Genomic DNA, 15,715 nt, shown 5'->3' with positions numbered 1-15,715 from the left:
CAATAATTTTATTGTTCTTTATTTGACTTTTCTTGTCTTTCTTCCTTAATTTGACGTAAATTTTGGATCAGCTTTTGAGTAGATGGCGTAGAGACAGTAGGCTGATTTTCCCCAACGGATATCGGTGAAGGATTGGGAATTACCACAGATTGAGCATTCGACTGATTTTTTCTGTCTTCTGGTTTAGATACTGTTTGAGAATCTTGATTCTGTGAAGGCTGGATTTTTACAGTCGTTTCCTGAGTATTATTGCTATCGTTATTTTTCTGAAACCGTAATTGGAATGGATAAGAACTAGTCTGCTTGAAAACTTTAGGTGGATTAGCGCTAAAAAATTCCCTAGTTTTCGATTGCAGTTGAGGAGCTACTGACCGATCTTGAAACTTGATATCTAAAACCTTGCCATCAGGATCTATCACCAAGCGACCCACGACAGTACCTTCCATACCTCGTTGATCTGTCGAGATAGTTTCACGAATAACTGCTTGTTCTTTAACGTTGGGATATTCTTGCTGAATTGTTTTTCTGAGGGCATTGTAAGAGTTGAGGTTAGCCAATAACTCTTCCCTTTTCTGGGCTTGTGAATCAGACTGATTGAAGTTAGTCCGTTCTGGTTGTTGCCTCGTTGTAGTTTCTGGGGATGGCATTAACCTTCTTGGTGCTGATGCTAATTCACCTTTACCTGGAAAAGATTGTTCAGCAGCCAGGTCAGACGGAGAATTTGCCGCAATTTGAACCCCATTATCTCCCAACTGCATTTGTTGTGGTTGAGCAGTTCCCGATGCTGTTGTTCCAGCGCCAATATCAATTGGGTCTGGAGATGGGTTATTTAGCGGTTCTGCAAATTTATTATCTGCCTGAACTTGTGGCAACCTATTGATGTTTAGTGGTTGAGTTTCTTTAATTTTGGCATCCAGGTCGTCAACAAAAGGAGACGCTGATGGAGAAAATGTACTTTTAGGAACTCGAAAATTAGAAATTTGCGTCCGAAAATCGTTTCTAGCAAATCTCTGGACGGGCTGCCTTCTGGGCAAGTAAGAAAGATTATAGTTGGCAGATGATTGGGGGATGGGTGGCAGTACCTGCTGGCTAGATAAAGGTGGCTGCAAGGGTGGCATTATTGTTGATTGACTGCTCAAGTTTCCCGAAGGCAGTTGCTGTTGTAGGGGCAGTTGGGGTGTTTGTAATGCAACTTGGGATGGATCAATAATTTGTGGCAAACGGCTTTGATCAGATGGACTCAATTCCATTAATCCGACCGCTTTTGCTTGAGATGAATCAGTTTTTGTAGATTTGGAATCAACAGGCATTAAGGGAACAATCAAGGCGATAGCACCGTGGATGCCCAGAGAGGCTATAGCTGCTATCCCGGTTGGTTGACTTAATATTTCTGGTATATTTTTCAGTAGGGAGACGTAAGACATAGCTGTTATCGTTCACTCGGCTCGGTTGCATTTGACTAGTCTAAGAAGGCAGAAGTCAGAAGATAGAAGACTGTAACGCTGATAAAATCTATTTTTTGTCTCTTGCTAACTACTGAGCCATTTCTGCCGTGCTGTACTAGCTATTTTATCTTTTTCGATTATATTGCCATCTTCAGAGATGGGTTCCTCTAACCAAATAATAACTTCTTATATTGGCATTCAAAACAGGAAGGTTCGAGTAATCTTAAGTTTTTACTTTATTTGCCTAAATTAATTATAATTTAAAGTTTCATTAAAATATTGATTATAATCGTTATATAAATACACAATTAATTAAACCAGAGGTTTGTCCATGCAAAGTACCTTATTTGATCGGTTTTTGCGGCGACTGGCGACAATTTTATCTGTCGTAATTTTGACTCTGAGCCTCATTTACACCTCAACGGGAGTTTTACTGTCTTTTTACTACGAACCAACAGCAGGTGGTGCTTATCATTCATTGCAGATGATTAAGACACAAGTACCCTATGGCTGGTTATTTTATACAACTCATGAAATTGCTGGTAACGCCGTTATTGCGATCGCACTCATTAATCTCGTCGTCATGTTTTTAGGTCGGCAATTTCGTCAGAGTTGGCTGACTGCTTGGATCAGTGGCATTTTGTTGACATTAAGTGCCATTGGTTTAAATTGGACAGCCATGCTGATTGGCTGGGATCAATTAGGATACTGGCGATTCCAAATTGAGCTAGGCACAATTGAATCAATTCCTTTCATTGGTGGACAACTACGAGACATTTTAGTTGGTGGAGGGGCGATTAACACTTTGACAGTGCAACATCTTTATAGCCTGCACAGCTACGTGATTGGGGCTACAACTATCATTTTGGCTGTAGTACATCTGTCTGCCTTGTTATGGCAAGAGTGGGAAATGTCTCAAGAGAACAGCGTGCTTCAATTACTAGATAGTTCATTAGCAGATACATCACTAGCAGAAAGTTGAGACAATTTAGCGGTGGGTAATTCTTCTACCTCCGCTAACTTTTCCAAGGACAGGGGTGTAGACTGACTTGCACCAGATAAGCGTTTTAACAAGTTCGGTCGAGAATCGTGTAACAAGTAGATAATGCGATCGCCAATTTCCCAATCCTGATTTGCGGACATCACCTGTAGACGACCTTCTCGTTCTATTAACAATGGTACTAACAGCCCATTGCGAATCTTCTCTTGGATATGCTCCTGCTGACTAGCAAATTCCTCCTCATTTAAAGTCGTTGTCCCCAATTTCACCCTGCCATCGTTCAAATACTCATGCCAAGTTTTAATCGGTAAATCGGATACAAAAGCCTGATCAACCTTACTATTTGAATTAGAACTTTGAGGATCACGGGGAAAGACTGCTAAAACACGAGGTGGACTAAATTCCTCAGCAGCCCGTTGTGCTAAAACAAAATTCACCTCCCCATTATTAGTCATCGCCAAAAAAGTTCCCATAGAAGCAATTCCCGCTTCTTCTAAAACTGTTGCATCTAGCGCACTACTAGCAATTACCCGCAAATTTTGAGCTTCAGCTTGAGCAAAATACTGGGAGTCAGTATCAATCATGATCACACTTTCTCCCCGTTCTTGAAAAAATCGGGCAATTAACAAACTCAAGGGATTACAACCAACTATCAGCGCCCCAGTTGCATCTTTAGAAGTGATTCGCAACCACTTAACCAACCAGCCTGCTGTTAACCCTTGACAAAAAACTGTCATCATAATTGTCAAGAACACCAAAGCTTTAATCGCATCACCACCATTAACGCCTCGCTGGGTCAGGGAAATCGCAAATAAAGAAGCCACAGAGGCAGAAACGATACCTCTAGGTGCAACCCAACTTAAAAACAGTTTCTGTCGCCAATTGAGATTACTATTCCAAGTACATAACAGAACGTTAATGGGGCGGACAACGAACATTAATACCAAAACAGTGAATAAACTACCCCAACCCAAAGCCAATACACTGGCAATAGATAGGTCAGCAGCTAGAAGGATAAACAGTACAGAAACGCTGAGAATTGTCAGCTGATTTTTAAAGCTTTTCAATAGCCGTTCTTCCGGAACTGATGAGTTGGCAAATACTGCACCAGCAACGACTGTAGTCATAATTCCTGACTCACTCCTAACAGTCTGCGCTAGGGTAAATAAACCCCACAGTACTGCCAGAACTACTAAGTTTTTCAGTTCAAAAGAGAGAAAATTAGCGCGTTTAAAAATCCAACTCATCAGGTAGCCACCAACGCCCCCAATGGCTGCGCCCACACCTAAACGCATTAACAAACCAATGATGGCCTTAATAGGGTCAGTATCACCATTTAAAATAGTATCCAGGACAACGTAGGCGAGAATAGCTCCCACTGGGTCGATTAAAACCCCTTCACCTTCCAACAGCGTCGCCACTTGTCGATCTACGTTAATTTGTTTGAGCAGGGGACCAACAACTGTTGGCCCTGTAACAACGACTATGGAAGCATAGAGAAAAGCTATATTCCAAGGAAATTCTCCCAGCCAGTGAGCTGCCATACTTCCACCCAGGAGAGTTATTAGCGTTCCCAGAGTGACTAGTAATTGCAAACTGACTGAAACTCTGCTCAACTCCCGCAAATCCAATTTGAGTCCACCCTCAAACAAGATAATTGCCGTTGCTAGAGAGACGATGACTTCTACTCCAGTTCCTAGTATGTGGGGATGTAATAATCCGATACCATCAGCGCCTAATAGGATGCCCAACAGAAGTAATAAGACGATGCTAGGTAGCTTGAGGTATGCAGCCATTACTTGGGCGCTAATGCCAGCAATGACCGTAAACACCATCTGTAAGGTAATTTCAAAAGATGCTTCCATGTTGTAGATTTTGAGAGATTGATTTCAAAATCCTTTGTAAAGAATCATAAATACTCACTTTACAGGGTACAACAGCACACCCATCGTTAAGAAATTAAGAGATTCTTTTGTGCTTAGTCTTCTATGGTACATCTTTTTTAGCTAGTTGGCGACCAAATAGGCTATGTTGACCAGCTTTCGGGCGAGGCAGAAGGCAGAGGGCAGGAGGCAGGAGGCAGAAGGGAAAATTTTTTAATTAAGAATAAAGCCTTTTGCCACAACAATTTGGGTTTAAGTCCCCCTCAACAATCTCAGATTTGGCGGTCTTCAATTAGAGGTGGGTTTGAATCCCCCTCTAAGAAAGCCTCCTGCCTCCTGCCTCCTTCAATTTCCTACTGATTTAGATGCTATTCAAAATTTTTTTGCCAAACTTCTTGACAAGCTCTGAAAAATCCGTTACTTTATATAAAGTCTGAGTCCAATGCCCCCATCGTCTAGAGGCCTAGGACACCTCCCTTTCACGGAGGTAACGGGGATTCGAATTCCCCTGGGGGTACTTTAAAAATATAAATAATTAGAAAGGTAAAAAAGATTTAGTCAATTTCTTTTCTGCCTAACAACTAATTTATTCTGAGTTATAGATTTACGCAATGCTTAACTTATTAGCACTTTGACTAATAGCCATAAGATTGAATGGTCAGTCTTGGCTGAGGCAGCATTCAATAATTGATATTGGTATTGCCAGCATAACCATTCAAGGGGGTAGAAAAGAAATAGCCAAAAATTACCCTCAAAATCTGATAAATTAAGCGAAATGGAACACAAGCGCGTCAATCACTTAGAGCAGATACCCCCAGAAGATTGGGGACAGACTCATATCCAAAGCGCAAACATCTGGAGACGTACCAGTTTCGGCTCTCAAACCGAGGCTGGTCGTGTTTTAGTTACCCGGATGTTAACTGTGGTTACAACCCTTAAATGTCAAAAACCTCATGTTTTGGAATTTATAATTTAGTCCGTTGCTGTCATGGTGATACAAACATTCCTTCTTTACCAAAAAAGTGGGTTTAAAGCTCCGTCCTTCTAGAATGGCTTTTATTTAACTTCCTGATTAACTCCCTAAGCACGTCATTTTGAGTACGACTTGTCTTGTGAGCAATACTCTACAAGTATCTTGTACTCTTCCTCTGAGCGTTGGGGTATCAACCATTGGGTTAGGTGATGTTAGACTGGCTGTGCCAGCAGTTGCTGTTTGACCCCAGAATCCCCACCCTAGAAGAGTGAGGAGTATGTCAATTCCAGTAGCTACTACTTGCGCTGATGATTCTGACTTGTTGAAAGCTGCTTAATTTTTATGAGTTTATTTTGTGGGGTTGTTTTTCGTTTTCTTTACACCCCCTGATACCGTTTCACTTTAAAGTTGATACAAATAGGCGGCAGGGGGAAAGATTAAACACCAATAATTTGTATCAGGCTTTTCGTGAAATGGTATGAGTGCTTACTATTTTTGTTTATATTTATGAGATCAAAATCTAAAAAATTTCGTTGGCAAAAAACTAAATATTCTGCTTTATCTCGAAAAATAGACATTTTTATGGCTGCGGGGAAATTTATGTTATTTCTTTGGTGGGATAGTATTTTTCCCCAAGATTCTTTAGCACATAAAAAAAACCGGGCTATTTGGTTGGTTAATACTTTAATTAATTTAGGCCCTACTTTTATTAAAATTGGTCAAACTTTATCAACTCGTGCTGATTTATTACCTTTAGAATATGTGGAAGCTTTGGGAACTTTACAGGATCAAGTTCCGGCTTTTAGTAGTCAAGAAGCGATCGCTATGATTGAGTTAGAATTAGGTAAACCTTTACAATTTATCTATCAAGAATTTGAATTTAATCCTTTAGCTGCTGCTAGTTTAGGTCAAGTTCATAGAGCTAAATTATACACTAGCGAAGAGGTTGTTATCAAAGTACAACGTCCGGGTTTAGAGGATTTATTTAAGTTAGATTTTAAGATATTATTACAGTTAATTAAGTTTTGCAATAAATATTTTGTCCAGGTTAAAAAATATAATTTGGAAGCGATTTATGATGAGTTTTTTAATTTGTTGTTTCAAGAAATTGATTATATTCAAGAGGGCAAAAATTCTGATAGATTTAGGGAGAATTTTTATGGATATCCGCGTATTATCGTGCCTAAAGTATATTGGCAATATACTACAACTAAGATATTAACTTTAGAATATAGACCAGGAATTAAAATAAATGATAAAGCCGCTTTAGAAGCTTGTGGAATTAATATTAATAAGGTAAATGAAACGGGTATTTGTTGTTATTTAAAACAGTTATTACAAGATGGATTTTTCCAAGTTGATCCTCATCCAGGGAATATGGCAGTCAATCCAGATGGTAGTATCATATTCTATGATTTTGGCATGATGGCAGAAATCAGAACTTTGGATAAAGATCAGATGATTAAAACCTTTTTTGCTGTGTTAAAAAAGGATAGTGATGAGGTAGTAAATACTCTAATGAGTATGGGATTACTTGAACCTATCCCAGATATGACTCCAGTGAGAAGATTAATCACATTTTTATTAGATAAGTTCACCGATAAACCCTTAGATATTAGGGCATTAGGCGAGTTAAAAAGTGAACTTTATGAAATGTTTGAACAGCAGCCATTTCGCCTACCTGCTCAAATGACATTTATTTTAAAAGCTTTAACGACATTAGATGGTATTGCTAGGACTTTAGATCCTAAATATAATCCTACAGCATCAGCCCAATCATTTGTCAAAAGTCTGGCAACTACAAAAAGTAAAGGAAATGCTATTGCCCAATTAAGCAGACAAGCAAGGGATTTTCTTCAATATCAATTGACAAAACCGAATAAAACTGAAGTTTTAGTTAAAAAATTAGAAGAAAGAGTTGAAAGAGGAGAGTTACAATTAAGAGTTAAAAATGTTGAAAGCGATCGCATATTAAGACGAATTTATCTAGCAGTCAAAACCTTAATTTATGCTTGTTTAACAGGATTTAGTATGTTGACAGGATTAATTTTGACGATCGCCAAGTATAATAATTGGGCAATTGCTGTTTTTTGTGTATGTGGTTTTTGTCTATATTTATTAGTTAAATCCCTAATGAAATTAGCAGTTATCGAGAAAATAGAAAAATTGAGTAAAAAGTAGCTGGCTAAAGTATCCCATTATTTTCGGTCAAAATCCCGTTGTGTTTTTTTGTAATTACTGTTGGGAATATGGTTGAGTTGGTGGGGAAAACTGAGGTAGAGTGAGGGTAAAACAAATTTCGCTGAGAGGGGAGTCTGTAATTGGAGTACTCTCAATAGCGATCGCTCCCTGCAAATGCTGTACTAGAGATTTTACTAGCGCTAATCCCAAGCCTGTACCTGGTGTCCAACGTCCTTTACCACGACGGAACTTGTCAAAGATATAGGCTGCTTCCTCTTGTGAGATGCCACGCCCTGTATTAGTCACTTTAATAATAACTTGATCAATTTCTTGTTCGACTCTGTGACTGGCTTGTAAATGGACAACAGTATTACGCTCTGAGTATTTACTGACATTAGTGAAAAGTTCTTGCAAAATGCGCTCAAAACTCTCTATTTCGGTTTGGAGTGTTAACGGCGGTTCCTTGGGTAAATCTACGGTGATAGTTAATTCCTTCTCCGTCAGTTGCTTTTCAACACCAGCGACAAACTCATTAATCTTAGTATTTAAATCTATAGTTTCAAATTGTGGTGCTTCTTGATGAGATTCAAGTTTTTGGAGTGTCAGCAGGTCATTAATCAAGTTAATTTCCTTGGTACATTCTGATTCTAGAATATCTAGATATCGAGATTGACGATCTGCTGAAATTCCTGGCAACCGTAGGTTACGAATAGACATTCGCATATTTGTCAGAGGATAACGCAAGCGATCGCTAATGTTGCTGACAAATTCATCTTTGAGTTCATTTAATTGTTGTAACTGCTCAACGTATTGCTTTGTTCTTTCATACAATTTTGCCTGTACTTCCAAACTCCGCTTTAGTTGCTCTGTTCGTTCGTCTACTAAATTTTGGACTTGACGTAGTGTCTGTGACTGAATTATGGCATTACTCAATTGAGCGCAGACCATTTCTACCAGATTCAATTCCGCAGGTTGCCAATTGCGAGCAACTTCTTGCTGTAAAACCACAAATCCTAAAACTTTGCCTTGATTTTCCAATGGCATTAACAGTGTGGCAGGGAACTCATCCACGGCAAATAATGGATTTGGTTGCCAATCATCTTTTTGTTCTGTAAGATTATCAATCATAATCGGTTTCCCCGATTCTACGAATACACGCTGACATAAACTACAATCTGATAACCAAAAAGACTGCTCTAATTTTTCTAAAGCAGTGGCAGAAACGCTGTTAGTCTTATTCCATTCCCCAACTACAGTAGCTTTGGCTTTAGGAATTTGCTTTTTTGGACGATTCCTAAACATTGGATCTGCGTATTTCAATAAAATCAATAAACCTCGATCTGCTTCTAAAGATTCCGCAGTCGATGAGATCACCAACTGGAGCATTTGATTCAACTCCAAGTTACTAAGACTTAGTATAGTTAATTGCTTAATTAGACTTTGATGCTGGCTAGTTTTGTGCAGATACTGCTTTTGAGTTGTGAGCAGATGTGTTTGTGATATTTGAGCTAATGCGATCGCACAAGATAAGGCTACTAACTTGAGTAATTGTTTTTCTGATTCATTCCAATCATAAGGTTGGAATTTTATCAGGCTAATTACACCATTCTGTTTCCCATTAAATCGCGTGGGAATTGCTAAAACCGATTTAATCGGGACTAATAGAGATTGACACCCAATTACTAGATTTTTTTGAATTATGGAAATATCATCAATAGTCAATGGTTCAGCTGCACATTGTACAACTGGTGAACTCATCATCAACTGTTCCATTGATAATATTTCGGCAGAGTCTGATAATTCCAGATATTCTTCACTACACCAATTAGCCGTAGATACTTCAGCAGATTCATCACCTGCGACTGTTACTAGACAGCAGCAATCTACTTTAAATGCTACTCCTAGTAAGTGAGCAATTTCTTGCAGCATCGAGGATGGATTTGTACTATTGGCGATGATATGATTAATATCCTGTGCCAAAGCGTGGGCTGTTTTTTCCTGTTGCTGCATCAGCTTGGCGGGGTATTTTTGTAGTTCTTCTACATCATTTACGTATTGTGGGAGTGACAATAAACGCTTTTTCATTACTGGTACACTAGTGGATGATCATCCGATACAAAAATGCTAACAATCTGATGAATCCTGAGTCATTTATGAAGATTTTCGGTCAAATCTTATTATTTATTTATATTTTCAGTTACTGTCTTTAACAGCCATATCAATCTAGATATTAGCGGATAAAGCAGTAAATTTAGGGTTGTAACTGAAAAACTGCTACGAGGCTGCAAGTCTTCTATACCCTTGGTAGTAATCAGGGATTAATTTTTCGCCCATACTCAAAGAGCCACTTGTATCAGAATTTCGAGGTTGAATTAGTTTAGCGTCTCAAAACTAGGATATCGTGTCTGCAACTTTACATAAACCGTAATTTCTCTGGAATTAAATAAAAAATATCATAGTTGGTATCCGAGTTAATACTGGATACGTTATTGACCTCCCCGAAATTCTATTTCGGTTATTCTTGGTTTACCGAGTTGATTTATCTAAACCTGTCGCCAGATCCAAACAAGAAAATACATCAATCAAAACCAAATTTTAAACGCAACCTAGTTACTCTTAGGAAAACTAGGCTGCATTTACCGAAATATTAAGACTGGTGCAGGCTGGCAGAAATAATTAACGAGTAGAAAGTTTCCTTCAGCATTCGGCACTCAGCACTTGTCACTCAGCCAGACTCTCGACACTTAGAGGAACCATATCGCCATTCTTGGTTAGCGCCAATAACATAGGCTGTTGAGCTTGAATTAATGTGCCTGTGAGTACACAGCGTTCTTCTTGCTGGGCTGTAGCCGGTATACTAGCTCGAATATCAGCACGGGAAAATCTGGGTTTCCATTCACCTGATTTTTGCTGGACATAATTCCAGAGGATATCTCGGATCAGGGCTTGATATCCTTGATTGCCAGCTATCTCCTTGAGTTTATCTTTAAGTTCGCGCTCCAAGCGGATGCTGGTAACTTCCATGTCGGTGGTTGGGGTGCGTGCGATGGTATGCATGATTTTTTCTCCTAATGGGTATAGACAGGATAGTAATACAAGTGTAGTATGTTTAAAGAAATGTTCAATAGGTGAAATTTTCTGTGAAATCCTTTTACCCCATCTCTACCTCCTCGTATCCCGCCAATTGCCAAGCCAATTGGGAATTTGCTGCTGTGGGAGTGGAGTATCTATTTATGGCCGATGGTAGCCAGCATCAAAGGCAAAACACAGAGGGTAATGATGATTTTAGATATATCAGTTTTGATGGGCTGATTAGTAAACCACAAATAGATACAAGAAGCGGGAGGTACAAGCGAACGAATGCTGTACCGCAATAAGACCAGAAAAGTATCAGGTCAATTTCTAACCCCCGCTTCAACCAAATCAGAAGCGGGGGTTTTTTAATAAGGAGTCGGGCTGTGACGAGCGCCATACAAGTTTTAGAGCAATCCGTGGTGGTGTTTTCTCAAAATTATTTACCACTGTGTCGGGTCAATATTAAACGAGCGATTGTGTTGTTAGTGACTAACAAAGCTGAACCACTGGACTTTTCCACAAAAGAGGGATGGCTAGTTCACTCACCTAGCTTAGTGTTATCTGTACCAAAGCACATCCGGTTGAAAATTGCTGCGGCTGAGAGGATGTGGAAAGTTCCCCCAGTAAATCGGCGGGAAGTGCTGCGACGAGATCATCACAGTTGTCAATATTGCGGTACTAACAAACGTCTGACGTTAGATCATGTGATTCCGCGTTCTAAAGGCGGTTCTCATTCTTGGAGTAACGTAGTCACAGCCTGTGAAAGATGTAATTCTCGTAAAGGCGATAAAGCGATCGCTGAAGTTGGAATGCAATTGCGTACCAAGCCAAAAGCACCAGTCCACCCAGCTGTTTATTTTGCGGAACAGTTCTGGATAGATCTACAAGCAAACCTGGAATAACAGGAGAGCATAAGGAATGCTGAAATTAACTTACACTGAAGGGAGTTTTAATTTAGAGTGTCTTACTCTGTCACTAGAAGAATGGGTGACGCAAAGAGTAATTTTGGCACTACGCATTGGTCAACCTCTACATTTTGAACCTAGCACGGCTTCCTTTTTGCTTCCTGTTGATTTACTGGGAGTAGAAAGGCTGAAGATTGAGGTGCAACGAAATGATGGTGAAATCATAGTGTTGTCTACCTGTGATGCTGAATATCTGGAAGTCACTCTGCGGGGTTCTTGGTTATCAGATGGTGAAGATGATGCTGTGGGTGTATTTGTGACGACAATGAGCGATCGCACTGAGTTCTTTTTAAACAAACTTTGGAATGAGGCTCAAGCTGATGCTGCTGTCAAAAGTGCTGAATGTTGATTGAACTTTATCGTTGTATTTCCAGCAATTGGGGAAGTGTGACAAATCGGTAGCCTTGCTGTTTGAGTCTGGTGATGATTTCTGGCAAGGCTTTTACCGTTTTGGTGCGATCGGCTATTTTTCCATTTCTAATAATTCAGGAATTGTCACAAATCTATAACCTTGTTGTTTGAGTCCAGTAATAATTTCTGGTAAGGCTTTGACAGTTCTTTCCCGATTCCCTCCACCATCGTGCATTAAAACAATTGCACCGGGTTTAGCATCTCTGAGAATATTTTTAACGAATACTTGATATTTTGCACGAGGATCAGTATCGGCTGAAGTCACTGACCACATGACAACGGAATTTTTTTGACTTTTAGCATAAGCAGCTAATCCGTTGTTTAAATAGCCTCCGGGGGGACGGAAAATAGATGTTTTTACACCTGTTATTTGATAGATTAATTCATTTGTTTTTTCAATTTCATTTTTAGCTGTGGCTGCATCCATCCGTTTATATAAATGATTCCATGTATGATTACCAATAGCGTGACCTTCAGCTACAACTCGTTGAGCTATTTCGGGATTGGCTTGTAATGAATTTCCTACCCAAAAGAATGTGGCTTTCACATCATTTTGTTGGAAGATGTCTAACATTTCTACTGTGGTTTTTGGCCAAGGGCCATCATCAATAGTTAAAGCAATGACTTTTTCGTTATGTTTAGGTTCAATTTTATAAACTGTCTTTCCTTGAAATTTAGCCGGAACGGTAAAATTCAGGTTTTCAATTTTAGCGGTTGGTTGTGATTTTGTATTTGCTTTATTTTCAGGAATGGAAACTCCCACGGCTTCGCTGCTGGTTTTTAATTGTGGTGTATTTGGGTTACTGGTACAAGCAGTTAGAGATAATACTATTGTGACAACAGCAAATATTTTTATTGTTTTTTTGTAGTTGTTTGTGGAAGTGTAATTATCACTTGGCAGCATAAATTTCTGTGAAATATATCACCGGATGGGAATTTGAACTTTTACAGTTTTAACAGAAAATTTAGGCGTAGTGTAGGGGTTTAGCAAAAGCTCATTGGTGTCAACTTAAGCTCAAATCCTGATGATATCTCGTTCCCAGTCTCTGACTGGGAATGCTATTACAGAGGCTCTGCCTCTGTTTTCATAGAAGGCAGAGCCTTCTAGAATTCATTCCCATACAGAGTATGGGAACGAGAAAGGGTGAAACTGATATTTTGCAAGGCTTTCACGTTAAGTTGACACCAATGAGCGTTTGCTTTACCCCTACTGAATTTAAATTCTAACCGTATATGCGCGATCGCTTGATGATGATCGTGTATAAAAGCTAAATCTCATCATTAGCCCTTTTTTATATCTCAAGATCGATTTTATCTAAATTCATGTTCAAGGGAAATTATATCTGAAGATTGATGAAATAAATAGTTATTTTAATTACCATGCAAGTAGAAACATAAAGCGCGAAAATATCAAATGAAGATTCTTGATTTTGCTGTATCTAGATTTCAGTTAGCATCCAGATTCATATTCATGGCTTTTGCCTGTGCCTTCATATTTTTATTTAGTGCTTCTCCTGCTTTAGCTATCAGTAGTTATCAAAGTGAAGCCACAGAAGGAACAACACAACTATTGGAAACTCAACGTCAAACGGATGAAGCGGCCAAATCTCCACCCATAGGACTCAAAGAAACTCAAGAAAAGACAAAGAGAGGGCTGAATGAAGTTCAGGGAGATGCTGATATTGACAAGATGAAAACTCCCAGAAATTCACAAAATGCAACTTCAGTAGAACAGGAAGTAGAAGGCTTTCTGGAAAAAGTTACAGGCGGAAGTAAGTAAATATCATTCAGGTTCTAGGGTCAATGCACATATTATAAATTGACCCTATTTTGTTGAATTATGAGTAAATAATCAGAGTATTTCTAAAGATATAGAAGAAAACAAACACTAATATCACCTTTGATTGATGTGGATCATGTTGATATTTGGTGAACTTATATTTAAGTACTAATAAAAGATTCAGAAAAATAATGACTGGAATTAACATTGGTTTGACAGAAGAGCAGCGTTATGGTGTGATGAATTTGTTAAATCAAGATTTAGCAGATTCTTATGTACTTGTAGTAAAAACTAAAAAGTATCATTGGGATGTGGTTGGACCTCAGTTCCGCACTTTGCATGAGCTTTGGGATGAACAATACGAATCACTGACTGAAAATATTGATGCATTAGCTGAAAGGATTCGTAAGTTAGGAGGTTATCCGACTGGCACAATGGAAGGATTTATCAAGATTGCTACTCTCAAAGAATATAGTGGCGAAATTCCCACAGCAACGGGGATGGTAACTCGATTATTGGAAGATCATGAGCAGGTTATTCGCAATTTAAGAAGTCATGTAGATCGGTGTAGTGAAGAATTTCATGATCAAGGTTCTGCTGATTTTTTGACTAATTTAATGGAAGAACATGAGGAGATGGCTTGGATGCTGCGCTCATTTATTCAAGGGGAGTCATTAGAACCAGATAGACAAGAAGCAGCAGCAACTAAAATTCCAGTTGGTGTGTAATCAAGAATTGTCAACAACAATTAAAAGGAGTATACAAGTGTCAGAAGGATATCAAGCAGAACGGACAATTTCGGCTGTATTTAAAGAACAGAAACAAATTGATGATGTAATTCACCGTTTACTAGATAGAAATATACCGAAGGATCATATTTCGGTAATGGGTAGAAATTTTCAGTCAGAAACTCGAATTTCTGGTTTTATTACTAAGCGAGATGTGATTTTAGGGGGTTTAAGAACAGGTGCAGTATTTGGTTCTTTATTTGGTTCCTTCTTGAGCTTGTTGACGGGTGTAGGTGTGTTATTTATTCCCTTTGTGGGACCGATTGTGGCAGCAGGACCGATTGCTGCTGTGTTGTTGGGGGCTGCGAGTGGTGCGATCGCTGGTAGTGCTGGTGCTGGTTTAGTGTCAGTTCTGATGGCTTTGGGGATGCCAGAAGAGAAAGCAGCAATTTACCAAACCCGCTTACAAGCTGGAGAATTTTTATTAATGGCGGAAATTCCGAGTGATCGCACAGGTGAATTTCAATTGCTATTAGAAAGTGCTGGTGCTGAAGAAATTCACACAAGTGATAAAACTTTGGCTCATCCTTGTCCTGGCCCATGTAACAGTCCAGAGGATTTATCCCCTGAAGTTCGCACTCATCTATCAGAAGACGCGCAGCAGGTATTCATTAAGCGATATAACGCCGTACTCAATGAAACTAGCGACGAATTTACATCAGAACAAGCCGGCTGGGATGCGGTTCATCAACAATTTGATGAAGATGAAAATGGTATCTTCTCCAAAGAAAAAGTTGGAGTTTAATTTCTGGCAATTAAATAATTAGGAATAATTAGTAATAGGTAATTAGGTAATGGGGTAAAACTCATTACCTTTTCATCGCTGACTAAAGGTTATTTTATATAATCCTGGGCTTTAGCCACTAATTCATCTTCATTATTCCACTTAATAACTAGTACGCCCAGTAAATAAACCCCACAGAAAAATGGCAACTATTGCGCCAATAATAGCCACAATTATGCCAGGAATACTCAGAGTTGCAGCTGTAAATTGTAATGTTCCTGTTTCTAAAAGAGTTACTAAAGTTCCACCAACAAAAGCGCCAACCATACCTAAAATCATGGTCGCTAAAATCCCCCCACCTTGACGACCAGGATAAATAGCTTTAGCGATCGCTCCGGCAATAAGTCCTAGAATTATCCAAGCAATAATGTTCATAATTTAATTAGTTAAAGCTCCTGTAAATAGATTAGTAATTTTAGGTACTAACTAC

General features: G+C 39.0%; 15 protein-coding genes and 1 tRNA gene. 10 read left to right on the top strand and 6 right to left on the bottom strand.

What is annotated here, in order from left to right; translation table 11 throughout:
* Positions 1 to 8: 8 nt before the first annotated feature.
* The gene (locus ACSQ6I_RS20330) at positions 9 to 1,424 is read right to left on the bottom strand and encodes an energy transducer TonB family protein (RefSeq protein ID WP_438892106.1); all 1,416 of its coding nucleotides are present in this window, start codon (positions 1,422 to 1,424) and stop codon (positions 9 to 11) included.
* A gap of 352 nt (positions 1,425 to 1,776) precedes the next feature.
* Here ACSQ6I_RS20330 and ACSQ6I_RS20325 point away from each other — a divergent pair, with 352 nt between their 5' ends.
* Positions 1,777 to 2,427, top strand: coding sequence for a cytochrome b N-terminal domain-containing protein (locus ACSQ6I_RS20325; protein WP_438892105.1), 651 nt, complete (start codon positions 1,777 to 1,779; stop codon positions 2,425 to 2,427).
* Here ACSQ6I_RS20325 and ACSQ6I_RS20320 read toward each other — a convergent pair.
* A complete protein-coding gene (locus tag ACSQ6I_RS20320; RefSeq protein ID WP_438892104.1) occupies positions 2,379 to 4,310 on the bottom strand; it encodes a cation:proton antiporter in 1,932 nt (643 codons plus the stop codon). The genes ACSQ6I_RS20325 and ACSQ6I_RS20320 overlap by 49 nt on opposite strands.
* Positions 4,311 to 4,772: 462 nt before the next feature.
* Here ACSQ6I_RS20320 and ACSQ6I_RS20315 point away from each other — a divergent pair.
* The 3 genes from ACSQ6I_RS20315 (at position 4,773) to ACSQ6I_RS20305 (ending at position 7,482) form a co-directional block, all read left to right on the top strand.
* A tRNA-Glu gene (locus ACSQ6I_RS20315) sits at positions 4,773 to 4,845 on the top strand.
* A 258-nt stretch (positions 4,846 to 5,103) separates the two neighbouring features.
* A complete protein-coding gene (locus ACSQ6I_RS20310; protein ID WP_438892103.1) occupies positions 5,104 to 5,304 on the top strand; it encodes a hypothetical protein in 201 nt (66 codons plus the stop codon).
* 504 nt (positions 5,305 to 5,808) lie between these two features.
* Positions 5,809 to 7,482, top strand: coding sequence for an ABC1 kinase family protein (locus ACSQ6I_RS20305; protein ID WP_438892102.1), 1,674 nt, complete (start codon positions 5,809 to 5,811; stop codon positions 7,480 to 7,482).
* Between the two features lie 54 nt (positions 7,483 to 7,536).
* On the opposite strand, the gene ACSQ6I_RS20300 is transcribed toward ACSQ6I_RS20305, so the two are convergent.
* Positions 7,537 to 9,567: a GAF domain-containing protein gene (locus ACSQ6I_RS20300; RefSeq protein ID WP_438892101.1), complete on the bottom strand. Its 2,031-nt coding sequence runs from the start codon at positions 9,565 to 9,567 to the stop codon at positions 7,537 to 7,539.
* Between the two features lie 636 nt (positions 9,568 to 10,203).
* The gene (locus ACSQ6I_RS20295; RefSeq protein WP_438892100.1) at positions 10,204 to 10,539 is read right to left on the bottom strand and encodes a hypothetical protein; all 336 of its coding nucleotides are present in this window, start codon (positions 10,537 to 10,539) and stop codon (positions 10,204 to 10,206) included.
* An 83-nt stretch (positions 10,540 to 10,622) separates the two neighbouring features.
* On the opposite strand from ACSQ6I_RS20295, the gene ACSQ6I_RS20290 reads away from it, so the two are divergent.
* From ACSQ6I_RS20290 to ACSQ6I_RS20280, 3 genes are all read left to right on the top strand, one after another.
* Positions 10,623 to 10,859, top strand: coding sequence for a hypothetical protein (locus ACSQ6I_RS20290; protein ID WP_438892099.1), 237 nt, complete (start codon positions 10,623 to 10,625; stop codon positions 10,857 to 10,859).
* Positions 10,860 to 10,940: 81 nt separating this feature from the next.
* Complete coding sequence (locus tag ACSQ6I_RS20285; protein WP_438892098.1) at positions 10,941 to 11,459, top strand: HNH endonuclease; 519 nt, start codon at positions 10,941 to 10,943, stop codon at positions 11,457 to 11,459.
* A gap of 16 nt (positions 11,460 to 11,475) precedes the next feature.
* A complete protein-coding gene (locus ACSQ6I_RS20280; protein ID WP_438892097.1) occupies positions 11,476 to 11,871 on the top strand; it encodes an alr0857 family protein in 396 nt (131 codons plus the stop codon).
* A gap of 114 nt (positions 11,872 to 11,985) precedes the next feature.
* Here ACSQ6I_RS20280 and ACSQ6I_RS20275 read toward each other — a convergent pair whose 3' ends face one another.
* Positions 11,986 to 12,837 carry a polysaccharide deacetylase family protein gene (locus ACSQ6I_RS20275; RefSeq protein ID WP_438892096.1) on the bottom strand — a complete coding sequence of 284 codons (852 nt, stop codon included), beginning with the start codon at positions 12,835 to 12,837 and terminating at the stop codon, positions 11,986 to 11,988.
* 510 nt (positions 12,838 to 13,347) lie between these two features.
* Between ACSQ6I_RS20275 and ACSQ6I_RS20270 the strand changes: the two genes are divergently transcribed.
* From ACSQ6I_RS20270 to ACSQ6I_RS20260, 3 genes are all read left to right on the top strand, one after another.
* Positions 13,348 to 13,713: a hypothetical protein gene (locus tag ACSQ6I_RS20270; protein ID WP_438892095.1), complete on the top strand. Its 366-nt coding sequence runs from the start codon at positions 13,348 to 13,350 to the stop codon at positions 13,711 to 13,713.
* A 191-nt stretch (positions 13,714 to 13,904) separates the two neighbouring features.
* On the top strand, positions 13,905 to 14,441 hold the full coding sequence (locus ACSQ6I_RS20265; protein ID WP_438892094.1) for a Dps family protein: 537 nt from the start codon (positions 13,905 to 13,907) through the stop codon (positions 14,439 to 14,441).
* 37 nt (positions 14,442 to 14,478) lie between these two features.
* Complete coding sequence (locus tag ACSQ6I_RS20260; protein ID WP_438892093.1) at positions 14,479 to 15,246, top strand: ChaB family protein; 768 nt, start codon at positions 14,479 to 14,481, stop codon at positions 15,244 to 15,246.
* A gap of 141 nt (positions 15,247 to 15,387) precedes the next feature.
* Here the strand turns inward: ACSQ6I_RS20260 and ACSQ6I_RS20255 are convergent, their stop codons facing one another.
* Positions 15,388 to 15,660, bottom strand: a complete 273-nt coding sequence (locus ACSQ6I_RS20255; protein ID WP_438892092.1) for a GlsB/YeaQ/YmgE family stress response membrane protein — start codon at positions 15,658 to 15,660, stop codon at positions 15,388 to 15,390.
* Positions 15,661 to 15,715 lie beyond the last annotated feature (55 nt).

Origin of the sequence: Anabaena sp. WFMT (genome assembly GCF_051781005.1) — a bacterium.
Classification (GTDB): domain Bacteria; phylum Cyanobacteriota; class Cyanobacteriia; order Cyanobacteriales; family Nostocaceae; genus Anabaena.
This window is presented reverse-complemented; position numbering and strand designations above follow the sequence as displayed.